Genomic DNA, 25,326 nt, shown 5'->3' with positions numbered 1-25,326 from the left:
GTCAGCCTGCTTTCTTCTCTAATGATACTTCCAGGTTCGGCGGTTTGACTATTATTTTTTATCGTTCTCCAGCAATTCGATCATCAGCTTCAGCTGCGGCACGCTGTCCAGGTAGGCATAGCGCCCGCCGGTGTACTCGCCTTTTTGCAGCAGCGGCATCCCGCTCCGCTCCATGAGCGCGATTTTCTCTTTCATGCCGTCGATAATAAAAGCGATGTGATGGAAGCCTTCGCCGTCTCTGTCGAGCCAGTCGCGCCATACGCTCGGCTTTTCATCCGGCTCGATCAGCTCAAGCTGCAGCGAGCCCATGTCGAAAAAAGCCAGCTTGCATCTTGCTTCCATCCGTTCTCCCCGATATTCGGCTTGCGTGACGTCGGCCGTATCCGTCCAAAACCACTTCGGCTTCTCTACGCCGAAAAAATCCGCATACGTCTGGCTCGTCTTGTCAATGTCGTGAACCAGCAGCCCGATTTGCGCGATAACTTTCGTTCCCAAAATGTTGTTGTCCATGTCCGATCTCCCTTTTGCGCGTTTTTTTGTAAACACGTATGTCAGAGCGGCTTGCACGAGTCCCTGACAACTAATTTGGATTGAATCAGCACCTTGTTGAAATCTTTGGCTCCATGCTCGATATTTTCAATCAGCAGCTGCGTCAATTTGAGCATCATCGACTCAAAATCCATGCGGAACGTCGTCAGTCCCGGCTGAAAACGGGCGCTCAGCGCATGGTCGTCAAAACCGATTACCGAGATATCCCCCGGCACATTGATCCCCGCCTGCTGCAACGCGCGTACGGCCCCGAACGCGACGCTGTCATTAGCGGCAACAAGCGCCGTAGGCAGCTCCGGCGTTTGCGCCAGCAGCTGCTGAACGGCCTGAAATCCGCTCGTTTCATTAAAATCGCCGGGCAGCACCCACCCGGCTTCAACGGTCAAACGGTGCCGGCTCATGGCGTTCAGAAAAGCCTGATATTTGGACGGGCCCGCATAGCGCCTCATATCTCCGTTGATAATGCCGATTTTCGTATGATTCAAACCGGCCAGATAATCGACCGCGGCATTGACGCTTTCATCGTAATCGAAGTTGACGACAACGCGGTTCGGTTCATTGCGTCCCGGCAGGTTTTGGTCGAAGATCGCTACCATGAATCCTTCCGCTATGAGCTCTTCGATAACCGGCTCATCATTGGCCGCGCCTATGAATATGCCGCCGTCGATGCGCCTCTGAAAGAACGTCTCTTTAATGCGCGACGCCTGCTTCGGGTCCTTCGGATTGCGGATAATATTCGTCAAAACGTAATAGTCGAACGACGAGGCGTATTCGATAATGCTCGCAATCATTAAATTGCTGAGCATGTCTCCCGCCACATGGCCGGAATCGATGAAAAACAAGCCGATCGTTCTCGTCTTCTTCCCGGCCAGCACCCGGGCCGACAAATTCGGGAAATAATTATGCTGCTCGATAATCTTCATGACTTTGGCGCGCGTCTTCTCGGGCACGTTGGAATAGTTATTAATGACTCTGCTGACTGTGCTCCGGGAAACGCCGGCCAGCTTCGCGATTTCTTCGCTATTGGTTTCCGTCTTTTTCAATGACTATTGCCTCCCTTTCGTGAACGCGCGTTTATAGCCCCATTGTACTTCCGCCCCCTTCCACTGTCAACGATACTCCATTGAAAATGGCCCCATTTTGGCTTATGCTAACTTGTATCGCACACTAAGGAGCTTGAATACTTTATGATGGATTATCCAACTTTGCACATGCTCTTGTTTCTTATTGTCGTCGGCTTTCTCGCCGCTTTCATCGATTCCGTCGTCGGCGGCGGCGGATTGATCTCCCTGCCTGCCCTGCTCTTCGCCGGGCTTCCGCCCGTTTTCGGCCTCGGAACCAACAAATTGGGCGGCACGATGTCCTCCCTGGCGAGCACAGGCTCTTTTTTAATGTCCAAAAAGATTCATATGCGGCTGACGCTGGCGCTATTCCCGCTATCTTTTGCCGGCGCCATATTAGGCAGCTACACCGTCAAGCAAATTCCGTCCGACTTTTTAAAACCGCTTGTCGTCGGCATGCTCATTGCCGTTACGCTGTATACGCTCTTCAAAAAAAATTGGGGCGCCGCCTCGACATTCGCCGGGCTGACGCCGAAAACAACGCTGCTGCTCACTGCCGGGGCTTTCGTCATCGGCTTTTACGACGGCTTTTTCGGTCCGGGCACGGGATCGTTCCTGATCTTCCTGTTCCTGATGGTCGGCTTTGATTTCGTCGGCGCGTCCGCGAACGCCAAGATGCTGAACCTGGCCAGCAATATCGCGAGCCTCGGCACTTTTTTCCTGATGAAATCCGTCAATATTTATTACGGTCTGCCGATGGGCATCGCCATGATCGCAGGAGCGCTCGTCGGCTCCCAGGTGGCCATTCGCAAGGGCAGCACCTTCGTCAAGCCGCTGTTCGTGCTGGTTACGGTACTGCTGATCGGCAAGCAGGTCTGGTCGCTCGTATTTCATGTCTAGTTTTGCCAGAATAAAAGTGAGATGAGGTCGCCTATTTATATGAAAATATTAGTATTGGCCGAAAAGCCCAGCGTAGCGAAGGAAATCGCCCGCGTGCTCGGCTGCAATCAAAAGCACAAACACCACCATGAAGGTCCCAAATACGTCGTAACGTGGGCGCTCGGACATTTGGTCACGCTCGCAGAGCCTGACGACTACGATCCGCGCTACAAAACGTGGAATCTGGAAGACCTGCCCATTATACCCGAGCGCATGAAGCTCAAGGTCATCAAGGAAACGTCGCACCAATACCGTGCGATCGAGCAGCTCAGCAAGCGGCCGGACCTCGCGGAGCTGGTCATCGCCACCGACGCGGGGCGCGAAGGCGAGCTCGTCGCCCGCTGGATTATGGAGCTGATCCGTTGGAAAAAGCCGTTCAAGCGGCTTTGGATTTCGTCGCAGACGGATCAGGCGATCCGCGAGGGCTTCGCCCGGCTGAAGCCCGGCACCGACTACAACCGGCTGTACCAATCAGCCGTGTGCCGTTCGGAGGCCGATTGGCTGATCGGCCTCAATGTGACCCGGGCGTTGACGAGCAAGTTCAACGCCTCTTTGTCGGCCGGCCGCGTGCAGACGCCGACGCTCGCGACGCTGATGCGCCGCGAAACGGAGATTCGCGAGTTCCGCTCCGTCGATTACTGGCTGATCGAGGCCGATTTCGGCTCTTTCCGCGCGCTGTGGAGGGATCCGAAGACCGGCGATACGCGCATTTTTGACCGCGAGCGGGCGGACGCGCTGAAAGCGAAGCTGCAGGGCCAGAAGGCGACGATCGCCGCTGTCCAGCAAACCGAGAAGCAGATTCCGCATCCGCTCGCGTACGATTTGACGGAATTGCAGCGCGACGCCAACCGCAAATTCGGCTTTTCCGCCAAGCAGACTTCGAATGTGCTGCAAAGGCTGTACGAGCAGTACAAAATCGTCACTTATCCGCGGACGGACTCGCGTTACTTGACTTCCGACATGGCCGCTACGCTGCCGGGAAGGCTTAAGGGAACCGCCATCGGCCCGTATGCCGCTCTGGCCGCCCCGTTTATCCGGAAGCCGCTGAAAATAACGAAACGGATCGTCGACGACAGCAAGGTCAGCGACCATCACGCGATCATTCCTACCGGAGAAACGATCTCGCTGGCAGCGCTGAGCGCGGACGAAAGGCGTCTCTACGACCTGATCGTGCGAAGATTTCTGGCGCTGTTCCACGAGCCGTGCAAATATGACGAAACCCGGCTGACTCTGGAAATCGCCGGCGAGAAGCTGTATGCTTCGGGCAAAGTCATCAAGCAGGCGGGCTGGAAAGAAGTGTACGGCGCAGCGGACTTCTCCGACCCGGACCGCGATGACGCCGAGGCCGAGGAGGAGACGGCCCAACTGCTTCCGCAGGTCAAATCCGGCGACGTGCTGGACGTCAGGAGCAGCCGCCAGCTCGCCAGGCAGACGAAGCCGCCCGGCCGCTACACGGAAGCTGCGCTGCTGTCGCAGATGGAAAAGCACAATCTCGGAACGCCCGCTACGCGGGCCGATATTATAGAAAAGCTGGTGTCCTCGGACACCATCGAACGCCAAGGCTCGCTCCTGCTGCCGACGGGCAAAGGAGTCCAATTGATCGAGCTCGCCTCCGAAGAGCTGCGCTCCCCCGAGCTGACCGCCGGGTGGGAGCTGGAGCTGGAGCGGATCGCCAAAGGCCAGGGCAGCATGGACCAGTTCCTGAGCGGTATTCGCGCCAAAGCTGCCGAACTGGTCGGCGAAATCAAGCGGAGCTCCGCGGCTTACAAGCCGCACAATCTTACGCACAGCAAATGTCCCGATTGCGGCGAGCTGCTGCAGGAAATCAAGGGCAAACGCGGGCGCTATCTCGCCTGCTCCAGCCGGGAATGCTCCTACAGGCGCGAGGCTGACGGGCAGTTGTCCAACCGGCGCTGCCCGCAGTGCCACAAAAAGATGGAAATTCATACGGGCAAGGCCGGCAAATATTTTCAATGCCGCCCCTGCAACGTGGTCGAGAAGCTGGAGAACGAAAACGGCGGCGGCGGCCGGCGGGCAGCGGCCAAGGCGAACCGCCAGCTGATCGAGCAGTACTCCGACAATTCGGGCGTAGGCAACAGCCTCGCCGATAAACTCCGGGCCGCCCTGCAGCAGCAAAACGGGGATTAAGGCAAAATAAAAAACCTCCAAACTCCACTCGCTTCAGTGGTTTTGGAGGTTTTTCATTGGATGACGGTTAAACGGCTCTACACGATTTCACCGACTTGGCGGACTTGCCCGAGCCCCTGACAGCCGTCTCGAGTTCTTCCACGGTGGTAATCCCCAAGCTGATCAGTGCTGCCCCGGCTTCCATATGGAGACCGGCCAGAATATGCATACTGGAGTTCGGCACCAGCGAAGTTTTAAATTCATGGAACAAAACGGCATTGTAATTTTTCAAAACCGTCATAAACTCAACGGTCGGAGGTACGAAGGAACGAAGCCCCGAAACTTTCCAGAAAAAGTCTCTGACATGATGAATATCTGTTCCCGTACGATTCAATTTGCGAATCATTTGGAAAAATTCATCAATTAACTCCTGTCTTGCGGCTGACATGAAATCCTCTCCCATTTCGGTCGTTCTTTCGACAAATATCTAGTTCTATATAATCATAGCATATGTAGTTCGAAAGTTCTATTCAGTTTCGATATAAATCCGCTCTTATTTTATCTCATATTTTTTACTATAATTAGCTAGACATATATTTGATTATGGAGGCCATAGCGCATGACTTCACTTCCACTTTCGCAAATCAATTTCAGAGATCCTTTTATTTTGCCCGTTCCGCAGGAAGGCGTTTATTACTTGTACGGAACCGCCGGCCTTACCGCCTGGTCGGGGAAGCCGCACGGCTTCGATGTTTACACCAGCTCCGACCTTGTTCATTGGGACGGGCCGAAGGCCGTTTTCCGCCCGGACGAAAGCTTCTGGTCCGATCATCATTACTGGGCCCCTGAAGTTCATATTTACGAGGGGCGCTTTTATATGTTCGCCTCGTTCAAAGCCGAAGGCCGGTGCCGCGCTACGCAAATTCTCGTATCGGACAGCCCGGAGGGGCCTTTTGTCCCACATGGGACAGATCCGGTGACGCCGGAGGACTGGGAATGTTTGGACGGGACTTTATTCCTGGATGAGCAGCGCGCGCCTTGGATGATTTTTTGCAGGGAATGGCTGCAGGTTACGGACGGAGAAATGTATGCCATAAGGCTGAAAGGGGATTTGACGGGAACTGTAGGCGAGCCTGTGCTGCTGTTCCGCGCCTCGGAGGCGCCATGGTCGGTCGGCGGCAAGGAGGGGCAATACGTGACGGACGGCCCTTTCCTCTACCGGATGAAAGACGGAGAGCTTGTCATGCTCTGGTCGAGCGGAGGCCGCCAAGGCTACGCGATGGGTCTCGCCCGGTCGCAGCCCGGGCTCGTTACGGGCCCATGGGTGCACGACGCAGCGCCCGTATTCGGCGAGGATGGCGGCCACGGCATGCTGTTCCGCGATTTTGCGGGCAGGCTGCTGCTCACCATCCACGCCCCGAACGTGAACCCCGAGGAGCGCCCGATCATCCTCGAGCTGGAAGAGCACGACGGCACCTTGGCGCCGCTGCGACGGGTGTAAAGTCAGGCGGAGCGATCGCCAAAGCGCCTGCCCGCGCAAGCTGAAGCAAAAGACCCCCCATTTCCACTCGCAACGTGGAGAAGGGGGGCTTTTATTGGTTGAAATCACTCTTGTAATTTCTCTTAGGCCTTATTCTCTAAAGTATGACTCTAATTATTTTGAGTCAAATAGTTATGTCTACTTAATAGCAACTCATAAAAATAATCAAACGCTTCATTTTCATTATCTATTTCCTTGATGATATAATGACCTCCACGTTCCCTTGTCTCATAAATTTTCCACATACCTTTATCAAAGACACAGCCCATTACAAGCGGTTCATCTGTTATGCTATCAAGTACCATGATATACTCACCAATATTGATTTTTTCAGACTCCAGTTTCATTAGAAGCTCTTCCTTAGTCATTACAAACACCCCTAATATTTTGGTATAATCCCCATTCTCTCCAGTATTTCTCCATTCAACGGTGTTACAATTTGCTCTGCCCCACCATTCATTAATACCTCACCTGTAGAGCTACTAGTCCATGGTGCAGCAGTGCCTTTCAATCCATAAGTTGCATCCACATTTCCAACGGCTTGTTTTACATTTTCCTGGAAACTTGTGTATTGTGCCTTAAATCTGTCAAACTCAATATTAGAAACAGGCTTCTTTTCATTTGCACTTACAATTCGATTCAACTCTTCAAGATTTCCACTCTTGATAGCATCAATGGCATCAAAATACGAATCCTTTAAGAAAGTTCCTTCATGCCTTGCTGTTAAATTTTCCACATAAGGAATTGCACGTTGATCATAAGTGAATGGTACACCGTTATTAGGTAAAGTAGTGAAATTCTCCCCAGCCTTCCCCCCAACTCTATCCCATTGTTCTGGCAAAGGATTTTTTCTGTTGATAGATTGGATTGAATCTTCTACAAATCCCAGATTATCTGGCCAATCTACAATCATTCTGCCGTTTGGTCCAAATCCTTCAGGCTTCAGGAATTTCATGTCAGAGACAACTGTAACATCACCTTTAACTTCTAACGCAGCATACGCTTCATGAATCTTTTCAAACTTCTGTTCAGCAGTTAAATCCGTTCGTTTTCCTATTTCACTGATATATTCAAAGTATTCCCCTACATTTTTAAATTTAAGATTTCCTCGTCCCTCACCCTCTGGCAGCTTCTCATTTGGTCTCTCATGTGGCTTCTCAGGCGGTTTGATCGTTTGCGGAGGAGTTCCCTGGTCTGCTTCGCCGATTCCTCTGGCCGTATTCCCTAAAGCATGCTTCCCCTTCGAAATAAGCGCCGATGTCCCTCCCGTGATCATGGAAGCCAGCCCAAAGCTCGCCATCCAATGCTCCTTGGAGAGCGCTTCTTTCGGATCCAATGCCTCCTTGACCGTTTCGACGGCCCCCATGCTCAGCCAATTGGCAAAATCGTAGGGAGAATCCATCATTTTGTTTGCCCTATTTTGTAGACCGTCGTTGATGCCTTTTGGAATACCCATGGTTACATAATTCAAAAAATCAGCAGGGGAGTCCAGGGAGTGGGCGGCGCGTTCTTCGAATCCTTTTATCATGTCCTTCCCGATTTCCTGGAAGCTATCCAGCGATTTCGTGACAAAAGTGCTCGGGACCTCCAAATAATCCATCAGCTTGGCGTTCTTATTCACCATTGTCGCGTAGGCTTCTAAGGCTGTCAATCCCAGTTCCTTGAAGTTGGATTGCTTCCCGGCGGCTTGGCCGCTGCCAAATAACGCCGACATCAACCTTGCGGTGTTGCTAATCGGAGAAAGAAAACTAAACCCTTTGTTGACGGCATTCTTCACAAAAGAAAGAGCGCCGCTCATGCTGAACCCCTTGCTCTTCCCGTCCGCCTCATCGAATTGATTCGCTTTTTTCGTAGTGAAGTCCTGGATTTGCTGCAGTTCGTAGCGCAGTTCTTGCAGCATCCGGTCAATCGATTGGTAGCCGCTATCCACATCGGATCGATGCCGGCTGGACATCGCGAGCCCGTTCATCGCGCTGCGGAGCTGGCTTTGGATGCGCTCCAGCGTCCCGATCGTCGTGCGAAGCTCGCTGGCCGTGGCTCGCAGCGTCGACGTTTCAACACGTATTTGCACCTAGCTTCCTCCTCGCATTACACTACTTGCCGCAATACAAAAAACCAACTGCTGTTGGCGGCCCGGCTGCCGTTTCCTGAGGATGTCTGACGACTTGCACCCCATAGAAGTAGACCCGTGGCTTTGCGTCCCTGTCTTTCGGTCAGGTTTGCCTTTTCAATTTCACTTGGTTATTAGGTATTTAAAACTATGAAAATAGTACATTAGTTTCAATACAAGTTCCATATCAACCCATAATCTAACATATTTCCACAAAAAAGTTTTTACGCGGGTGATCCATGGGTTATACGTATTAGGCTTAGAGGAACTGAAGAAGCGCCAATGTTCGGCACAGCCGTGCTCTCCATCTCGCGCCTGTCCTGGTGCTGGTGCCGCTGCATGGCGGGGGGGCATGAGGCGGTTTGACAAACCGGGACAGGAAAAAACCTGCGAAAGTGCAGGTTTTCCCTCCGAAATTGGCTTATTTTGGCGAAAATCCTGCAAAAGTGCAGGAATTTTCGCTGAAAGCGGACCTGAGCCCATGTCCCCGCTGAAAAGCCTGTACAATTGCAGGAATTGTTCGCGTCCAGCGGATCAAGGGCGCAAATTCATGTATTTTTGCAGGTTTTCTTCACACTGCACTGCACCACACCACACCGCACCGGCAGCACCACCATCGCCAGGAAGATTGTGGCTATCGGCTCTGGGCACGCCCTTAAGGCATGCTCCGTCGCTCCCTCCCCTATGTTCCAACCGCCGGGGCAGCACCCTGCTCCTTCGGCTGGGCTATGCCGCGTTTCCAACGGCGCCAAGCCAATACGGCCCGGAACGTTTCGTCGATCATATAGGCGGCAAATATGCCGTAGATCCCCCAGCCAGCCGTAATCCCGAACAAATATGCGCCTCCGGTTGTCGTCAACCACATGCCCAGCACGCTGATGACAGCCACAAACCTGGCATGGCCGACGGCATTCAAAGCGTTGGTCAGACAGAAGGTCCAGATGCGCAGCGGCTGCCACACAAGGCAAAATGTGAAAACAGGCAGCGCAGCCGCAATCACCTCTTCATCCCGGGTGAACCACCCCAAAGCTGTGCGCGCGAAGTACCAGGCGAGCAGAGCGGCGCAGAGCGTTGCGGCCATACCGGCTCTGGCGCCCAGGTAAGGACTGCGTCTCACAAGGTCATGCCGCCCGGCTCCGAACAATTGTCCCACTTGAATGGACACGGCAGCGCCGACAGCGGAACCGATAACCCACGGAAACTGCTGAATCACGTTCAAATACGTGAAGGAGGCAAGCTGCGTCTCACCCAACGAGGACACAATGGAAAGCACAACAACCTGCGACAATCCCCAGGATACCGATGTAAAAATCGAAGGTACGCCAATCGACAGCATTTCCCTCATTAACGGTCTGTCATAGCCTTTCCAGTCCAGCCGGCGCATACCGTGCCTGAACGCCTGATACAGCAGCCACATGCAGCATAGCAATGCAGCGGAACGGCTTGCCAGGGTCGAGATCGACACGCCCAGAATGCCGAGCGTCGGAAAGCCGAGCAAACCGAATATCAATACGGAATTCGACGCCGCATGGATCAGATTCATACCGATGGAAACGACCATCGGCCCCCGCGTGTTCCCCGTGCTGCGGATGAAAGACGAGATGCTGAGGTGGAGCACCGTCACGAACATCCCGGCGCCGACGATTCTTAGGTACGTAACGGCGTAATCGTGCACTTCGCCGGGGGCGTTCATCAGCCGAACGATAGGTTCCGCCAACATGCAGAGGAGCATGCTGAGCGCCAGACCGCCGATGAGGTTTATTTTTATCGCCATAAATGCCGTCCTGCGCGCCTCAGCGGTTTTTCCCGCTCCCCATTTCCGGGCGACTACGACACCCGCTCCTGAATTGATAAGAAAAAATACCGTCATTATGGATTGAATAACTTGATTGGAAAGCCCAACCGCCGAAACCGCGTTATCCCCGATACTACTGACCATCAGCGAATCGACGGTTCCCATCAAAAACTGAAGAAGCATTTCGACCGCGATCGGCCAGGATAAGCTCCACAGCGAAATTCGTTTGAGATCTAGTTGCGATTGCTCCATAGCTGAAAATAGCCCTCCGTCTACCCCTTGGCAACCGTTAGGCAAACCTCCGGGATGAGGCGAACGGAGCGGATTTGGGCTACTTCCTGGCCGACGAACGTCTGCTGGATGGCCATGGCCGAATCGCTGGTTACGATTGTCCCCCGGCGGGCCGGAACGACGACTACGTCAAGCGGCTGAGCATGCAGCTGCGCTTCCAGGCGGGTCAATCCAAGCTCCCATGCATCGCCGTTCCAGAAATGGTCGCCGACAAGCTTGCCGCCTATAAAAGCGCTGCCGATGTCGCCTTCGTATTCGACGGATAGGAACCATTCATGCAGGTTAGGCAGACTCCATGCAGATTCGGGAATTCGCACCACCGCTTTGCGGCCGCCGATCAACTGCACCTCCGCTTCCAGCCGATTCGGCGGAAGCTCCAGGCGGTAGCGTGCGAATCCCGCTTCCGCCTCCCCTGTCGGCGTCAGCGTTCCCGCGCCGGCAGAGCAGGAAAGTGTCAGCCGTTCCGCTGCAAACACGCCGAATTCAACAGTTCCCCCGTCACGGTGAAACAGTCGAAGCTGATCGTCAAGCACGGCGACCGGGCTTTCCGACAAAATCAATCTGTGCTCGCCCCAGACGCTCACGTCATACAACCGCAGCGACTGCTCATGGGTGAGCAGCCTGATCTGCACGGCGGTTCCGTCCGTTTTTTTCAAACGGATCACGCCCTGGCCGTCCGGACCAAACCGAACTAACGTCCGCGCCCCCGCACGCTGCACCGAGCCGCCATCGGCTTCCACGCCCGCCAAATCCGGACCGGCGAAAGCAAACTCCGCCTCCATGCCTTCAGGCGTGAAGAAGAAATAAACGGTCTCATCTCCCGCCCCGATTTTCGTAAGCGGCTGAGCGGTCGCATATTTCAAAAGAATGCCGTCCAGGTCCATATGAAAAGGAAGCATAGCCGAAACATTCCGCCGCAGCGTGAATCCGCCCGATTCGGGTACCCGCAGCGTCTCGCCGTCCAGCTCCAGCGCAATCGACACGTCGTGATGATCTTTCATCTCCACATGATCCTGAAAGTTGTTCAGGAACAAATACCCCGCTCCGTCGCGCGCGCGGGCCGCATAACGCACATGCTCCGTATCGGCCGGGGTCAGCAGCGCGGCATTGTCAGGCAGCACTGTGGCCGTATCGCAGAGCGTTTCACCGAAGCTGCGCAGGAAGGTGAACAGCCCCTTCAGCCTGCGGTACGACTCGCGGACTTGACCGAATTCGCCGATCGGCGCCTGATAGTCATAGGATATTTTCGGACACGTTTTCTCGTTCATGTAAGCATGCTTGCCTACGGGCTGGGTACCGCCATGGAAGACGTAGTAGCCGATAAAATTGCAGCCTCCGGCGATTTTTTGCAGCGTCATCGCCTGCACGCTTTCCGGTTCCACCTGAAACCGCGCCAAATACCAGGCCTGCATCCCTCCGCCCATCTCGCAGCAGGCATAGGGATAGTTTTCCGGCTCGTAAGGCGGCTCAAACCCGTGAGCCTGGCGCGCATTGTTATGATAGTCCGCAAACAAAAACTCGGTCGTCGGCGGCTGCTCAGGCTGATTTTCGTTGACATTCCAGGGCGTGTACGCATAACCTCCATAGAGTGGCAGCACTTCGTCCTCCAGCACAGGCGCCCCGCCCCAACCGGTAGACGTATAAATCGGCGCAACCAATCCAGCTTCCAAAGCGAGCCGCTTCAGTTCTTTCATATGCGCAGCCCCGTCTCCGCCGGCCGGTACGAATTCGTTGCTCTGCCCGTTCGTATGCTCCCAAGGCGCGCCTGCATGCATATATTCATTTTCCAGCTGGATGCCGATAACCGGACCGCCGTCCTTGAACATCAGGCCTTCGGCTTGCTTGCCGATTTCTTTGTAGAGCCGGGTCACATAAGCCAGATAAGCCTCATCGTTGGAACGGACCTCGAACGGCCTGCCGTACAGCCAATCGGGAATCCCTCCATTACGGCACTCCCCATGGCAAAATGGCCCGACCCGCAAAATCAGATGCAGCCCGTGCTTGCCGCACAATTCAATAAATTTGCGCAGCTGCAAATTGCCGTCCCAGCAAAACCGCCCTTCCTCTTCTTCGTGATGAATCCAAAAAATGTAGGTAGCGACGATATTCACGCCCGCCGCCTTCATTTTTAACAGAGCTTCCTCCCATCCCTCATCGGGATAACGGGAGTAATGAAACTCGCCCGCAATGCCGAAAAACGGCCTGCCGTTCCATTCCATGTAATAATTGGTAAAAGAAATCCGATCCCCTTGCGGGTTTTGACCGCCTAACCGCAGCGTGCCCGGCCGCACTCGCTTCGTTATCCCTTGCAAATTCAAGGCAAGACGCTTGCCGCCTGCTGTGTCCATTCCATCATTCCCTTTCGGTTCCCATGGACGCGTTGCCCGTCCAAATCCGGTTTTCTTCTACTGTATCAGCAATCGCCTGAAATACATACAAGACAAAGTTACGCTTTTCAGGAAAATCCTCAACAGTTTCGTTATTCCGGCTTGCGGGCGATCACAATCGTTGCGGCATGGCAGTGCGGGACCCCGGAGGAATTGCAGTCAAATATGTACTCTTCGACGTACGGCTGCTCCCAATCCGCGTAATGATCCTGCAGTTCGCCGGGTTTGTACAAATATTCGTTCACTCCCCAGTCCGGCGCTATCTCCACATCCGGGTGCTCGTTAAAAGCAAACAAGACGTGCAGCCCGCCCGCTCGGGTATTGGATTTCCACTGGGCAAACTGCTTCAGCCGCCTTTCGGGGCGGATATATTGGAGCGCTCCTATCGAATAAAGAAGATCGACCGGCTGTTCAAGCTGAAAGGTATTGATATCCCCTTCAAGCGTATCCACATGCACCCCAGCTTCCCCGGCAAGCCGGACCGCTTTGGCCAGCCCAGCCGGGGAGGTATCGACGGCCAGCACCCTGTAACCGTGCTGCGCCAAAAATACGCTGTCGCGCCCTTCGCCCGCCCCCAAATCGACGGCATAGCCGCCATGACCGTAGCGCGGTACCATCAGCGCCATCCGGTTGGGCTCTTTTCCCCAATAATACGATTCTTGCGTGTAAAGCTCCTGAAGCTGTTCTTTGTCCATAAAGCATCCTCTCTTACGAAAACATTTTGAGGAGTCTGGCGGGCTGAGTTCACCCTCCAGACTCCGAGCTTGCGCGCGCTGCTCTTATATGCAAAATAGACCTTAACGTTACGTCAAGGTCAAGAGAATTTTCAAAAGCTCGGACGGTTCGCCGACCACATAGTCGGGTCTTCCGCGGCGAAGCAGCACGGGAGCGTCGTAACCCCACGTCACGGCGATTATGGGCACGCCCAGCTTCCTGCAAGCTTCAATATCCCGCAGCTCGTCGCCCACATACGCGATTTGCGAAGGCGAAACCCCCCACCGCTTCAAAATTTTTCGAATCGATTGATGCTTCCCGTCCAAATGCTTCGCCGATACGATCTCGTAGAACGCATGTTCCAGCTTGTTGTTCCGCAAAATCTGGCGGATATTGCTCGTCGAATTGGAAGACAGGATGGAAAGCTTGTGGCCTTCGGCGATAAGTCTGCCGATTACTTCTTTCATACCGGGAACGATATGCAAAAAGCGGATGTTTTCCTGGTAGCGCTGCCTGGCCGTCAAAATAAGCTTCGGAATTTGCAGCACAGGCACCCCCAGCCACTCCACACGTTCGGAAATGGATAGGGAGCGCAGCAGCATTAGATCCAGATTGCGGATTTTACGAAACCGGTGTTCGGCAGCCAGTTCATTATAAAGCTTCACAAGCAAAGCCCTGGAATCGACCAACGTCCCGTCAAAATCAAACAAGATGTGTTTCTTCATCAGCTATAAAATAATAATGGGGCCGGACCTTCCGGCGGCACTTGTCGAACTTGGTTGCTGGCAAATTCTTTGTTCGGGTCCAGCGCATAATGAGGATTGCTGATATCCCGAAGATCTTCCCAGTTGCAGGCGACACCGCCGCCATCGGCATCGCCGGCATGCATTTTGCAGCTGCTGCAAAAATGTTGATGCTGAGCGGCGTCCAGCTTTACAACCTTGTTACGCAGACAGCAATATATTTCGTTGTCGGCATTGCAAATATTGACATGAGTAATTAGAGCCATTGTTCAGCCAACTCCTTGCGGTACAATATGTGTGTAATAGTAAGTGTATCGACATACTATTAAGTGTATGACGGATTTTTGTAAACGGAATAATATTTTTAATGACAGACCGTCTAATTTTGCTACAATGGAATCACCTGATCATATAGTCTGGAGGAAAAACCGTGCAAACCTGGTCGCACTACGCAATTCCGATCCTTGTCGCGGGTTTGATCATTTACCGCCGCACCAAACGAACCATCGGATTTCAAAAATTATCGCGCGGCAGACTCAAGTTCCGGATCGTCATGTTCGGCATTATCGGACTTTTAATTCTATCGCTTGGCTTCGTCCATCCGGTTTATTTCATAGGCGATGCCGTCGGTGTGGCCGCCGGAGCCGCTCTGGGGCTTGCCGCGATCCGCCATACCCGCTTCGAGCACCGCGCCGACGGCTGGTATTACCGGACTCATATATGGATTGAGATCACGGTTTTAGTGCTGTTTTTAGGCCGTATCGCTTACCGGATCGTCGTTATGGCGACAATGCCCAATCCCGGCGCCGCGAACCCCGCCGATCCTTCCCAATTCGCCAAAGATCCGACGACGGCCGGCATTTTCTTTGTCATCGTAACGTATTACATCCTCTTTTTCGGCTATTTGCTTCGTGAGGAAGTAAAACTCGAAAAAGGCCCGCAGCCGAACGGCGAGGATTCCTATATCGAAAACAAATGAGCCTGATTCAACGAAACCGGCCCGCAAGTAAACCAAAAAACGCCTCCAATACCACTATACAAGTGGTGCGAGGCGTTTTTTTTGCGAGAGCGCACCGTTGCGGGGTGCTTGATGATCCGGGGCGCAGGCTGTCGTACGCAAGAGCCAGCGGCAATTCTGCCTGGCTACGCGAAGCCAGCGGGCACTTTCGCCTGGCTATGCAGAGCCAGCGGGCACTTTCGCCTGGCTATGCAGAGCCAGCGGCAATTCTGCCTGGCTACGCGAAGCCAGCGGGCACTTTCGCCTGGCTATGCAGAGCCGGCGGCAATTTATGCTCGGCTACGCGGAGCCAGCGGGCACTTTCGCCTGGCTATGCAGAGCCGGCGACAATTCTGCTCGGCTACGCGAAGCCAGCGGGCACTTCTGCACGACCACGCGAAGAAAACCTGCAATAGTGCAGGTTTTTGCGCATAGATACGCTGGCTACGAAAAATTCCTGCAAATGTGCAGGCTTTTCGCCGCGAATATGGGCTCAGACTCATATTCATCGAAAATTCCTGTACAATCGCAGGCTTTTTGCTAAAACGAGTCACTTTCCCGGAAAAAGCCTGCACTTTTGCAGTTTTTCGGGCTGACTAGCCGCTTCACAAATAGCCGCACCCCAATTTTTGCACCCCTTCCGGCTACCCCAACAAAGTATCGCAACTTATCCCACAGTCTGAGCATTGATAGTTTTTCGGGCTGACTAGCCGCTTCACAAATGGCCGCGACTCCAATTTGCACCCCTTCCAGCTGCCCTAACAAAAGTCTCGCGACTCTCCTAACAGTCTGAACATTTCAGTTTTTCGGACTGACTAACGACCATTGCAATTTTTCGAACTGACTAGCTACTTCCCAACCACCTACGCCAAGCCTTTGAGCAGCAAAAGTGCAGCGTCACCTAACTATTCCACAAGGAACTATGCATTCTCATCGTTGCGAGCTGGCGTGCGGGCTTTGGAGGCCCACCTTTGCTACGCAGGATTTCCGCTGCGTTGAACGCAGACCGGTCGGCTTCACCAACGCCGCATTATCGCAGACGTTCGGCTTCTCCTGGCGCTATTTGCCCCACCCTACGCGGGATGCCGCATGCCTAAACAGCAATGCCCGGAAATTCCCCATGTCAGGTTTTCTGCAAGAAATCACCGCTTTTACACAGGGGGATTTCCCTTCTCCGTTTCAATTTGTAAAAAAATTAACGCATCTTTTACACAATGTGTCTAATGTTTTAGGGTCTCGCAGTTTTTATACTAAATAAGAGAATGATACTGGCAAAAGGGAGATTTTCGATGACTACAGCGAGTGAAGCGGTAAAAATAAAAAATTTTATAGGCGGACGATGGGTAGAGGCGTCTGGCGGGCGTTACGAGGGTGTGCCGAATCCGGCGACAGGCGAAATCATTGCGCGCGTGCCCATCTCGACGGAGGAAGATGTGGATTTGGCGGCTCAGGCGGCAAGCAAAGCTTTTGAGTCATGGAAAAAAATAGCCGTACCGCGCCGCGCGAGAATATTGTTCAGCTATCAGCAGCTGCTGGTCCGGCATTGGGAGGAGCTTGCCCGGATTGTGACGATGGAGAACGGCAAAAGCTATGGCGAAGCTTACGGTGAAGTGCAGCGCGGCATCGAATGCGTCGAATTTGCCGCAGGCATCCCGACACTGATGATGGGCAGCCAGCTCCCGGACATCGCCACCGGCGTTGAATCCGGCATGTACCGCTATCCGCTTGGCGTCGTCGGCGGCATTTCCCCTTTCAACTTTCCGATGATGGTGCCTTGCTGGATGTTCCCGCTGGCGATCGCTTGCGGAAATGCTTTCGTGCTCAAGCCGTCCGAACGGACGCCGCTGCTGGCGAACCGCCTGGCCGAGCTGTTTCGAGAAGCGGGGCTGCCCGACGGCGTGCTCAACATTGTGCATGGCGCCCGCGAGGTCGTGAACGGCATGCTCGAACATCCCGACATCAAGGCCATCTCTTTTGTCGGGTCCCAGCCTGTCGCCGAGTTTGTATATCAAACAGGAACCGCTCACGGCAAAAGAGTGCAAGCGCTGGCAGGCGCCAAAAACCACTCAATCGTTATGCCAGACGCCGATTTGGACAACGCCGTGACCAACATTGTCAACGCCGCATTCGGCTCCGCCGGCGAACGCTGCATGGCTTGTGCCGTCGTCGTCGCAGTTGGCGATATCGCCGATGAGCTGGCGGAACGACTGCTGCAGGCGGCAAACGCGATTACGATCGGCAGCGGACTTGAAGAGGGCGTGTTCCTCGGCCCCGTCATTCGCGAAGAAAACAAGCAAAGAACGCTTCGTTACATCGAAATCGGCGAACAGGAAGGCGCCGCGCTGACGAGGGACGGCAGGCAGGATAGCGCTGCCCGGGGTCGGGGATTTTTCGTCGGCCCGACGATTTTCGATCACGTGCGGCCTGACATGACGATTTGGAAGGATGAAATCTTCGCTCCGGTGCTATCTATCGTCCGGGCCAAAGATTTGACCGAAGCGATCGAAATCAGCAACCGCTCGGAATTCGCCAATGGCGCCTGCCTCTACACGGACAGCGCCAAAGCTGTGCGCCAGTTCCGGGAAGATATCGACGCAGGGATGCTCGGCATCAATCTGGGAGTACCTGCGCCGATGGCTTTCTTCCCCTTCTCCGGCTACAAAAAGTCGTTCTACGGCGATCTGCACGCAAACGGCCGTGACGGCGTCGAATTTTACACCCGCAAAAAAATGGTGACCGCCCGATACTAAAAAACGGAAATCGGCACTCCCCTCATTCACGCTTCGGCCTCCTCAGCCGCTTCCGCCTTGGCGAACTGCGTGCGGTACAGGCGCGCATACAGCCCCTCCAGCGCCAGCAGCTCGCTGTGCGTGCCCCGCTCCACGACGCTGCCCGCCTCGATCACCAGAATGTGATCGGCGGCCAGCACCGTGGAGAGGCGGTGCGCGATCACGAGCGTCGTGCGCCCCTGCATCAGCTCCTCGAGCGCGGCCTGCACATAGGACTCGGACTCCGAGTCCAGGTGCGAGGTCGCTTCATCGAGGATCAGGATGCGCGGGCGCTTCAAAATCGCGCGGGCGATGGCGATCCGCTGCCGTTCGCCGCCGGAGAGCCTGTGGCCGCGCTCGCCCACCCTCGTGTCGTACCCTTGGGGCAGCGACACGATGAAGTCGTGAATGTAGGCCTGGCGGCACGCGGCCTCCATTTCCTCTTGCGTTGCGTCCGCCTTCGCAAACAGCAGGTTCTCGCGAATCGTCGCGTGAAACAGGAACGATTCCTGCGTCACGTACGCGATGCCGCTGCGCAGCGAAGCAAGCTGAACGCCGCGTACGTTCACGCCGTCAACCTCGACGGAGCCCTCCGTCGGGTCGTACAGCCGCGCGATCATGCCGATCAGCGTCGATTTGCCCGCGCCGCTCGGCCCGACGAGCGCGATCATCTCCCCTGGCTGCGCCTCGAACGAGACGCCGCGCAGCGCGTACTGCCCAGGCTTATAAGCAAAAGACACCTGCTTATAAGCCACATGCCCGCGGATCGGCGGCAGCGGCCGCGCATCCGGGCTTTCGAGGACATCGGGCTCCATGTCCTCGTATTCAAAAATGCGCTGGAACACGCCCAGCGCGGTCGCGACCTCCACCTGCAGGTTCAGCAGCGTGCCCACGGGCATGTACAGGCGGCCCAAATACGCCGCGAAAGCGACGATGCCGCCGAGCGTCATGCTTCCGGTAATGACCGAATAGCCGCCGTATAAATAAATGATCGCCGTGCCCAGCGGCCCCAGCGTGCCCGTCGCCATGTTGAACCAGCGGCCGACGAGGTTCAGCCGCAGCTCCAGGTCCATGACCTTCTGGTTCATGGACCGGTACTCCGCTTCCTGCTCCCGCTCCCTGCCGAAAATGCGCGTCAGCAGCGCCCCGGAGATGCCGAAGCTTTCGCTCAACTGCGAGGCGATGTCCCCTCGCACCTTTTGCGTCTCCAAGCGGAGCTGCTTGCGCATTTTGGACACTTTTCGCACCGGCAGCACGAACAGCGGTAAAATAAGCAGCGACACGATCGCCAGCTTCCAATCGAGGGCGAACAAGATGACGACCGTCGTCCCGACGATGACGATTTGCGTAATGGAAGATACGACCAGCGAAGTGACGACGTTTTGAATCGCCTGGACGTCGCCTGTCAGCCGCTGTACGATTTCGCCGGACTTGGCGTCCGTGAAGAAGGACATCGATTGCCGCTGCAAATTGCGATAGAGCGACTGCCCCAGGTCCCGCATCACCCCTTGGGTCACTTTCGTATTCAAATGATTTTGCCATACCCCCAGCACGCCGCTTCCGACCGGGAGCGCAATCATGAGCAGCGCCATTTCCGCGAGCAGCCGCAAACTGCCCTGCGGAATCGCTTTGTCGATAATTTCCCGCATGACGAGCGGAGGGATCAGCCCGATGACGGCGGACAGCAGCGCCAGCAGCAAAATGACGGCCAACTGCCCCCCATATCCGCGAAAAAGCCGCAAAATGCGGCGCAGCGACACATCTTTCAAACTGGCTTTGTCCGCTCTCCCCTTTTTCTCCAAATGATGGCTTACGCCTTCGCCGTACCCATTCCTCACCTGTCCTCACTCCGATCCGGTTTCAAACATTGTTATGATTCGCGCGGCGGCGGAACCGCCCGCAATATCGCGTCCGCCACTTCCTCCGCCATTCGGAGCACGCTGTACAGCGAGGTCGTCTGGAGGATCGCATACTGCTTCGGCCCCTCCGCGTTGACAATCGCCGCTATCGTGAAATCCCCTACCTGCGGAAGCGCCTTGCCCACCGATTTGCCGGGAACGATCGGCTGATTCGATACTTGATACAAGCCCACGGACTCCCTCCGGCCCAGGCATGCATCGATCGCAATGACGCTGCAGCCTTGCGGTATTTCCCGCAGCCGCTCAACCAGATTGCTTGCGTCGCATGGCGCCGCCAGCGTGCCGATCACATGCGGATAGCCCGCCTGCTCCAGCCGTGAGCCGACCAACGGCCCCAGCGCATCTCCCGTCGAACGATCGGTTCCGATACATACAAAAGCGAGAGTCTGCGGCTCCAGCCCGCACTCCCCGGCGATTTTTTGCAAAAAGGGGGCGAGTTCTTCTCCCTTTATTTTTTTCCAATAACGGTCCTCACGCACGACCGGCTCCTGTTTCATGGTCTCATTGCCCCCCGCTCTTTCCGAATGGTATAATGCAGTCAATTTCTATTCTTCCACATGGAGGTACACCATGTCCATACTTGGGTTTGCCGCTTCCCTGACCGTTCTGTACTGGCTGGCGATGAGCGCGGTCGTGCTCAGAGGCCTGAAACTGCTGCATACGCTTCCCCTTGGCGCCGCTCTTCCGGACAAGCCCCCGCTAGTATCGGTCATCATCGCGGCCAAAGAAGAAGAAGGCACCATCATGGAGACGGTCAGGCATCTGCTGTCGCAAAATTACCCGCGGCTTGAAATCATCGCCGTCAACGACCGCTCCAAAGACGCCACCGGCGTCCGGCTCGAAGAGCTGCGCGCATGGTCGGAGCGGAAAAGCGGCATTTCCGTCCCGCTGCGCATCATTCACATCACACAGCTGCCCGAAGGCTGGCTGGGCAAAAATCACGCCCTCTATCAAGGCTATTTGCAAGCGAGAGGGCAATATTTGCTGTTTACCGATGCCGACATTCTTTTTTCGCCAACCGCCGTCTCTGACGCTGTCGCTTATATGAAGCGGCACGGCGTCGAGCATCTGACCCTTGCCCCGAACATGATCGCGCGTCATACTCTGCTGCGGGGATTCGTTCATTTCTTTTTCTTTTCGTTCTCGCTGTTCGTCCGCCCCTGGAATGCGAACCGGGACGATACGAGACGCCATGGCATGGGAATCGGCGCCTTTAATATGGTGAGCCGTCAGGCGTACGAGGCCGTCGGCACCCATAAAGCGATTGCGCTCAGACCCGACGACGATCTTCAGTTAGGCGTTCAGCTGAAAGGAGCCGGATTCAAGCAGCGCGTTTTGTCGGCCAGGCATACGCTTCAGGTAGAGTGGTACCCGACGCTGCGCAATGCGGTGAAAGGGCTTGAGAAAAATCTTTTTTCCGGCTTCGGCTACAACTTGTCGTTCGCGCTGCTGGCCTGCATCGGGCAGCTGCTGTTTTTTATTTTCCCATGGATCGGCATGCTCCTCGCCGGAATCTGGCCCGCCGCCGCATATGCCCTGTGCGTAATCCTGCAAATCGTGCTGTACCGGAAGCTGATGTTCGGCTTGATGGGTGAGCGCGGCAAAGAAGCTTACCTGCTCCCCGTCAGCGCTGCGCTGCTGCTGTATACGATCATCCGGTCGGTCGGGCTGACGTTCAAGCAGGGCGGCATCTACTGGAGAGGAACATTTTACCCGCTCAGCGAACTTAAAAAGAAAAGAAGCTCAGGGCAGAATTGACTTCCTTGACGATTTGCTTCTTCTCCACCGGATGAACGGCTAACGTTCTGCCATTGCCGCCCGTATCTTCTAATTCATACACAGGGGTCAAGCCTTTTGCTGTTTACTTCTTGACGAACTTCATCAGGTCATCGAAGCTGCTTAGTTTGTTTTCGATTTGACTTTCATCCAGTTTCGTATTCCAACATGACGGGATATCGAATAGGGGCAACCTCAGTTCGAGCGTTAATCTTTCGGTTCGCAATAGGACGCAAGCCTCTCTATTTTATTCCTGTCATGTTGTCCATTTTTTAATAGTGCTGCTGTAAAATCACGTTCGTTCGTTATTAGTTTGACTCCATCCTGTCATGGCTAATTGAAGATGAAGCAGATTTTCCCGTTGTTCCATTTCCAGTTTAAAAATGCTCATAAGCAGGTCTTCTATAACAATGCCTTTTATACTTCCTTTTTGTTCCCTTACAAACTCAAAGACTAATTTCTTGCAAGATTCACACACTTCTATCATTCCGAGCAAGCTTTTTTCTTCTTGTTCATAGGCGGCATATTGATTTCTCATATCGCCCACCGCTTAAATAATGGCTTGGTGCTCGCCAATAGATTCAACTTGAAGCTGATACGCCAATTCGGATAATGACCATGTAGGAAATAGCTCCTTCAATTCGGATACTCGTTGAACGTCAAATGCTTGCTTCTCTACTTTTGCGCCGCTGATACCTTCATCACTGAATACATGCAGCAGGTTCCAGCCTTGCTGCTGGCAATAGGATTCAATTTCTTGCTGATTAGATAAATTGTAACCATCCTTGGCTTGTCCTGCTGTGGACACTCGAATATAGCCGATTACGTTCATTGAAATTGCCCTCCGTTATAGGAAATTGAGATTCATGTTACGCTTAAAACTACCATATACTAAATTATAGTACTTTTAAGACTACCACGCAATGAATTTCTTTGCGTAAAGTGGTATATTTATCGTAATAATTCAAATCTCTGTAATGAGAGGAATCACCCATGAAAATAAAAATTCGGCTCAGAGAAATTTTAGAAGAACGAAATATTTCCCAAAGAGAATTAGCACGAATGATGGGCATTCGTCATCCAACAATAAATCATTTATGTTCGGAGAATGTCGATAGAGTTTACATTAGAACCTTAGAACATATATGTGAGGTTCTTGATATTGATATCAGCAAGTTAATTGTTTCTGAAAAAGAATAATTCAATCGCTTCAACTTCTAACCATGATGCATGTAAGCATCAGATACGCAGTATACAGCCATTTTCAAGTCTTCAATTAATGTAAACTCCAATGTAGGGTCGAATCCAAAAGCAAATTCACTTTCCGATTCAATCATTTATTTTTCTTCTGATTTTGGGCATGCAAAAAAGGCTCATTCCTCCTTATCGTTCAAGTTAGAACAAGCCTTGAAAGTTTAACAAATGTTTGTTGTTGTTTAATGTTTGGTTTGTTGGTTGTATTGTACGATCTTGTTGTTGGGACTGTATACGGGTTTACACAAAATTTTTGACAGGGCCCAAATTGCTAATCCTTTTTGAAAATAGCTCCCATCTGTTCTAGACTTATATTTTCAGGCCAAATAGTCTTATGATTGTAAAAAGCCCCATTAAAAATAACATTGTTTATCTTTACGTTCGAAAAGTCTACTTCAGATAAATCAGCACTAGTAAAATCTACATCTTGAAGGATGGAATTCTTAAAAGATGCCCTTGATAAATCACAATTAATAAATTTTACATTTTTAAGGTTAGAGTACATAAATCCCACTTTCATCATGCTAGAATTGGAAAAATTCACTTCCTCTACTACTGATTCATAAAACGTAGATTTTATAACCTTAGAGTTAGATGCGTCACATTTTTTTAATAATGAGTAATCCAGATTTGACCTTGTTAAAATTACCCCATTCATACTGACCTCTATAAAATTTATTGATGCCAGATTCGAATAATAAAAATCAGTATTGGTTAATAAACATTTCTGCAATGTTGACCCTACCAATACCACATCTGTTAAGCTCCTACCAACTAAATCCAATTCTAATAAAGTAGCATCCTCTAAATACAATTGTGTGCCTTTAGATTTTGATTCAGTGATCCATAATTGGTGATCCTCAATCATTTTATTTAGTTCTTGTTGAGTTAACATCCACTATCCCCCCTCTTTCCATTTATGGCCACCAAAGGATTCTTTCCTTCCATTCCATAGTACTAATAGCATTTTTTAATTGCTCAATGTGATCTTGGGACAATTTGGTGGTGTCAAGAATAACATTTTCTCCCTTACGCAATTCATCTTCAATATCTGCCATTGACCTATCTAATCTAAACCCACCTTTCTTAGGTGGATATTTTGAATTAAATCCTTTTACATCCCACACTTGTCCATTTCTATCGATAAATTCACCTCGACCCGTAACTGGATCACGTACAATTGGCCCTGTGAGTTCTCCTCTAACCTCTAATTCAAGCCCAGCCTGTCGTTCTATTTTAGTTTTGTCATCAATGTCAAAATTATGGTCTGGGTCTTTTGCCAAATTTTCATACTCATCTGGTGTTCTAGCATGATAGGTTCCCTTGTCACCATACTTATCCATTAACTCCTGATAGTAATCTGGTGCATCCTTTCTGATTATATCTAAATCACTTTTACCCGTCCCCTTAGAGCCTGAACCACCTCCACCCTTTCCAGGGCCGACTGAATCTCCCTCGCTCTTCATATAATTCGATATTTTCCCCGTTGCTTCCTGGAAGAGTTCCCTTAACGTTGTTGTTTCAGGTATACCTCCAAGCACTCCTGCCTTCTGCGGAGCAAACGGGTTAATAAATTCTGCATCCAAAATCTTTTTCATATCCTGAGTAAGCTTCGCGTAACTTTTACCCAGGGTGGTGCCCTTTTTACTCAGCAATTGTACAAACTGATCGGATTTTGCGCTTATACTTGCAACCTCTGTCACCTGCACCGACTTCGTGCCACTCAGCACCAACTTTTCAGCTTGCATCGCCCTGGATGCTGCTCCTGCCTCGCCACCGACGAAAAAGGAGGCTATGGTAAGTACCAATTCCGTTCCATATTTGCTTCGACTATAGGTATCTCCATTGATGACGTCATCCTTGAAATCCCGCTTTACGCCTTCCCAGACTCCCGCCAGTGTTCTCAGTAGCTCATCCCGATGTTCCTTGTCGGCGTAGTATTTGCCTGTATAAACGATTGGGTTCGTAACAAACTCCAAGGCCTCTAGAGGATTCTTTACGGCAAAATCTAATTCCATCCATAACAAGTCTGCCAACCCCAGAACGGTTTCCTCTACAACCGTGCCGATGCCTGCCAGGATGCCAGCGCTCATCGGATCAAATTCTTTGTACGCTTCCCATGCTTGCTTGATAGGTCCGAAAAGCGCACCGGATGTCGCGCCGCTCATCAACTCCCGGAACGCATCGGCGGGGGAGTAATCGCTGAAGTCGCTCACTTCCCCTCGCTGAACATCCGAGGCGGCTTTCGCTCCTACTGCGACGGCTCCCGCTGCCATCACGCCGGCTGCCACGACCCCGATTACCACCGCTCCGGCTCCTAACGTCGCTACGGTAACTGCCGCAACTACCGCTACAA

Annotated in this window: 22 protein-coding genes, 1 pseudogene and 1 riboswitch; of the genes and pseudogenes, 8 read left to right on the top strand and 15 right to left on the bottom strand. The window is 52.9% G+C overall.

Annotated features, from left to right (window positions below; all coding sequences use genetic code 11):
* Positions 1-51: 51 nt before the first annotated feature.
* Both AC3G2T_RS34650 and AC3G2T_RS34645 read right to left on the bottom strand, forming a co-directional pair.
* Positions 52-510 (bottom strand): VOC family protein, encoded by a 459-nt coding sequence (locus tag AC3G2T_RS34650; RefSeq protein ID WP_488438300.1) that lies wholly within the window; start codon positions 508-510, stop codon positions 52-54.
* A gap of 41 nt (positions 511-551) precedes the next feature.
* Positions 552-1,592, bottom strand: coding sequence for a LacI family DNA-binding transcriptional regulator (locus tag AC3G2T_RS34645; protein ID WP_488438299.1), 1,041 nt, complete (start codon positions 1,590-1,592; stop codon positions 552-554).
* A gap of 147 nt (positions 1,593-1,739) precedes the next feature.
* On the opposite strand from AC3G2T_RS34645, the gene AC3G2T_RS34640 reads away from it, so the two are divergent.
* Positions 1,740-2,510, top strand: a complete 771-nt coding sequence (locus AC3G2T_RS34640; protein WP_488438325.1) for a sulfite exporter TauE/SafE family protein — start codon at positions 1,740-1,742, stop codon at positions 2,508-2,510.
* A 39-nt stretch (positions 2,511-2,549) separates the two neighbouring features.
* Positions 2,550-4,697 carry a DNA topoisomerase III gene (locus AC3G2T_RS34635; protein WP_488438298.1) on the top strand — a complete coding sequence of 716 codons (2,148 nt, stop codon included), beginning with the start codon at positions 2,550-2,552 and terminating at the stop codon, positions 4,695-4,697.
* Between the two features lie 67 nt (positions 4,698-4,764).
* Here the strand turns inward: AC3G2T_RS34635 and AC3G2T_RS34630 are convergent, their stop codons facing one another.
* Complete coding sequence (locus AC3G2T_RS34630) at positions 4,765-5,124, bottom strand: hypothetical protein (RefSeq protein WP_474685202.1); 360 nt, start codon at positions 5,122-5,124, stop codon at positions 4,765-4,767.
* Positions 5,125-5,295: 171 nt separating this feature from the next.
* On the opposite strand from AC3G2T_RS34630, the gene AC3G2T_RS34625 reads away from it, so the two are divergent.
* A complete protein-coding gene (locus tag AC3G2T_RS34625; RefSeq protein WP_488438297.1) occupies positions 5,296-6,177 on the top strand; it encodes a glycoside hydrolase family 43 protein in 882 nt (293 codons plus the stop codon).
* A 149-nt stretch (positions 6,178-6,326) separates the two neighbouring features.
* Here the strand turns inward: AC3G2T_RS34625 and AC3G2T_RS34620 are convergent, their stop codons facing one another.
* From AC3G2T_RS34620 to AC3G2T_RS34595, 6 genes are all read right to left on the bottom strand, one after another.
* A complete protein-coding gene (locus AC3G2T_RS34620) occupies positions 6,327-6,584 on the bottom strand; it encodes a hypothetical protein (RefSeq protein ID WP_474685200.1) in 258 nt (85 codons plus the stop codon).
* Positions 6,585-6,595: 11 nt separating this feature from the next.
* Entirely contained in the window at positions 6,596-8,287 is a 1,692-nt protein-coding gene (locus tag AC3G2T_RS34615) for a WXG100 family type VII secretion target (RefSeq protein WP_488438296.1), read from the bottom strand.
* A 53-nt stretch (positions 8,288-8,340) separates the two neighbouring features.
* Positions 8,341-8,450, bottom strand: a riboswitch (cyclic di-GMP riboswitch).
* 558 nt (positions 8,451-9,008) lie between these two features.
* Positions 9,009-10,373, bottom strand: a complete 1,365-nt coding sequence (locus AC3G2T_RS34610; protein ID WP_488438295.1) for an MATE family efflux transporter — start codon at positions 10,371-10,373, stop codon at positions 9,009-9,011.
* Positions 10,374-10,393: 20 nt separating this feature from the next.
* Positions 10,394-12,760 carry a beta-galactosidase gene (locus tag AC3G2T_RS34605; RefSeq protein WP_488438294.1) on the bottom strand — a complete coding sequence of 789 codons (2,367 nt, stop codon included), beginning with the start codon at positions 12,758-12,760 and terminating at the stop codon, positions 10,394-10,396.
* 131 nt (positions 12,761-12,891) lie between these two features.
* On the bottom strand, positions 12,892-13,494 hold the full coding sequence (locus AC3G2T_RS34600) for a methyltransferase domain-containing protein (RefSeq protein ID WP_474685196.1): 603 nt from the start codon (positions 13,492-13,494) through the stop codon (positions 12,892-12,894).
* A 108-nt stretch (positions 13,495-13,602) separates the two neighbouring features.
* The gene (locus tag AC3G2T_RS34595; RefSeq protein ID WP_474685195.1) at positions 13,603-14,223 is read right to left on the bottom strand and encodes an HAD-IA family hydrolase; all 621 of its coding nucleotides are present in this window, start codon (positions 14,221-14,223) and stop codon (positions 13,603-13,605) included.
* A gap of 65 nt (positions 14,224-14,288) precedes the next feature.
* On the opposite strand from AC3G2T_RS34595, the gene AC3G2T_RS34590 reads away from it, so the two are divergent.
* The 3 genes from AC3G2T_RS34590 to AC3G2T_RS34580 all read left to right on the top strand — a co-directional run bounded on the left by AC3G2T_RS34590 (position 14,289) and on the right by AC3G2T_RS34580 (position 18,003).
* The gene (locus AC3G2T_RS34590; RefSeq protein WP_474685194.1) at positions 14,289-14,516 is read left to right on the top strand and encodes a hypothetical protein; all 228 of its coding nucleotides are present in this window, start codon (positions 14,289-14,291) and stop codon (positions 14,514-14,516) included.
* Between the two features lie 170 nt (positions 14,517-14,686).
* Positions 14,687-15,235, top strand: coding sequence for a CcdC protein domain-containing protein (locus AC3G2T_RS34585; protein WP_474685193.1), 549 nt, complete (start codon positions 14,687-14,689; stop codon positions 15,233-15,235).
* A gap of 1,307 nt (positions 15,236-16,542) precedes the next feature.
* Complete coding sequence (locus AC3G2T_RS34580) at positions 16,543-18,003, top strand: CoA-acylating methylmalonate-semialdehyde dehydrogenase (protein WP_474685192.1); 1,461 nt, start codon at positions 16,543-16,545, stop codon at positions 18,001-18,003.
* 26 nt (positions 18,004-18,029) lie between these two features.
* Here the strand turns inward: AC3G2T_RS34580 and AC3G2T_RS34575 are convergent, their stop codons facing one another.
* Together AC3G2T_RS34575 and yyaC are read right to left on the bottom strand one after the other, a co-directional pair.
* Positions 18,030-19,859: an ABC transporter ATP-binding protein gene (locus tag AC3G2T_RS34575; protein WP_474685191.1), complete on the bottom strand. Its 1,830-nt coding sequence runs from the start codon at positions 19,857-19,859 to the stop codon at positions 18,030-18,032.
* A gap of 32 nt (positions 19,860-19,891) precedes the next feature.
* On the bottom strand, positions 19,892-20,437 hold the full coding sequence (yyaC, locus tag AC3G2T_RS34570) for a spore protease YyaC (RefSeq protein ID WP_488438293.1): 546 nt from the start codon (positions 20,435-20,437) through the stop codon (positions 19,892-19,894).
* 73 nt (positions 20,438-20,510) lie between these two features.
* On the opposite strand from yyaC, the gene AC3G2T_RS34565 reads away from it, so the two are divergent.
* Positions 20,511-21,698 (top strand): glycosyltransferase family 2 protein, encoded by a 1,188-nt coding sequence (locus tag AC3G2T_RS34565; protein WP_488438292.1) that lies wholly within the window; start codon positions 20,511-20,513, stop codon positions 21,696-21,698.
* A gap of 310 nt (positions 21,699-22,008) precedes the next feature.
* On the opposite strand, the gene AC3G2T_RS34560 is transcribed toward AC3G2T_RS34565, so the two are convergent.
* Positions 22,009-22,254, bottom strand: a complete 246-nt coding sequence (locus tag AC3G2T_RS34560) for a hypothetical protein (RefSeq protein WP_474685188.1) — start codon at positions 22,252-22,254, stop codon at positions 22,009-22,011.
* A gap of 12 nt (positions 22,255-22,266) precedes the next feature.
* Positions 22,267-22,548 (bottom strand): recombinase family protein, encoded by a 282-nt coding sequence (locus AC3G2T_RS34555; RefSeq protein ID WP_488438291.1) that lies wholly within the window; start codon positions 22,546-22,548, stop codon positions 22,267-22,269.
* Positions 22,549-22,709: 161 nt separating this feature from the next.
* Here AC3G2T_RS34555 and AC3G2T_RS34550 point away from each other — a divergent pair, with 161 nt between their 5' ends.
* Complete coding sequence (locus AC3G2T_RS34550; protein ID WP_488438290.1) at positions 22,710-22,916, top strand: helix-turn-helix domain-containing protein; 207 nt, start codon at positions 22,710-22,712, stop codon at positions 22,914-22,916.
* A gap of 325 nt (positions 22,917-23,241) precedes the next feature.
* Here the strand turns inward: AC3G2T_RS34550 and AC3G2T_RS34545 are convergent, their stop codons facing one another.
* The gene (locus AC3G2T_RS34545; RefSeq protein ID WP_474685185.1) at positions 23,242-23,865 is read right to left on the bottom strand and encodes a pentapeptide repeat-containing protein; all 624 of its coding nucleotides are present in this window, start codon (positions 23,863-23,865) and stop codon (positions 23,242-23,244) included.
* Positions 23,866-23,887: 22 nt separating this feature from the next.
* Positions 23,888-25,326, bottom strand: a pseudogene (locus AC3G2T_RS34540) (hypothetical protein); the annotation flags it as partial.

The sequence above is a fragment of the Paenibacillus sp. sgz302191 genome (genome assembly GCF_057749925.1).
This window is presented reverse-complemented; position numbering and strand designations above follow the sequence as displayed.

Coding starts and splice junctions, on each gene's coding strand:
- AC3G2T_RS34650 (WP_488438300.1), bottom strand. CDS start 510: ATGGACAACAACATTTTGGGAACGAAAGTTATCGCGCAAATCGGGCTG.
- AC3G2T_RS34640 (WP_488438325.1), top strand. CDS start 1,740: ATGGATTATCCAACTTTGCACATGCTCTTGTTTCTTATTGTCGTCGGC.
- AC3G2T_RS34635 (WP_488438298.1), top strand. CDS start 2,550: ATGAAAATATTAGTATTGGCCGAAAAGCCCAGCGTAGCGAAGGAAATC.
- AC3G2T_RS34630 (WP_474685202.1), bottom strand. CDS start 5,124: ATGTCAGCCGCAAGACAGGAGTTAATTGATGAATTTTTCCAAATGATT.
- AC3G2T_RS34625 (WP_488438297.1), top strand. CDS start 5,296: ATGACTTCACTTCCACTTTCGCAAATCAATTTCAGAGATCCTTTTATT.
- AC3G2T_RS34620 (WP_474685200.1), bottom strand. CDS start 6,584: ATGACTAAGGAAGAGCTTCTAATGAAACTGGAGTCTGAAAAAATCAAT.
- AC3G2T_RS34610 (WP_488438295.1), bottom strand. CDS start 10,373: ATGGAGCAATCGCAACTAGATCTCAAACGAATTTCGCTGTGGAGCTTA.
- AC3G2T_RS34605 (WP_488438294.1), bottom strand. CDS start 12,760: ATGGACACAGCAGGCGGCAAGCGTCTTGCCTTGAATTTGCAAGGGATA.
- AC3G2T_RS34600 (WP_474685196.1), bottom strand. CDS start 13,494: ATGGACAAAGAACAGCTTCAGGAGCTTTACACGCAAGAATCGTATTAT.
- AC3G2T_RS34580 (WP_474685192.1), top strand. CDS start 16,543: ATGACTACAGCGAGTGAAGCGGTAAAAATAAAAAATTTTATAGGCGGA.
- yyaC (WP_488438293.1), bottom strand. CDS start 20,437: ATGAAACAGGAGCCGGTCGTGCGTGAGGACCGTTATTGGAAAAAAATA.
- AC3G2T_RS34565 (WP_488438292.1), top strand. CDS start 20,511: ATGTCCATACTTGGGTTTGCCGCTTCCCTGACCGTTCTGTACTGGCTG.
- AC3G2T_RS34560 (WP_474685188.1), bottom strand. CDS start 22,254: ATGAGAAATCAATATGCCGCCTATGAACAAGAAGAAAAAAGCTTGCTC.
- AC3G2T_RS34555 (WP_488438291.1), bottom strand. CDS start 22,548: ATGAACGTAATCGGCTATATTCGAGTGTCCACAGCAGGACAAGCCAAG.
- AC3G2T_RS34550 (WP_488438290.1), top strand. CDS start 22,710: ATGAAAATAAAAATTCGGCTCAGAGAAATTTTAGAAGAACGAAATATT.
- AC3G2T_RS34545 (WP_474685185.1), bottom strand. CDS start 23,865: ATGTTAACTCAACAAGAACTAAATAAAATGATTGAGGATCACCAATTA.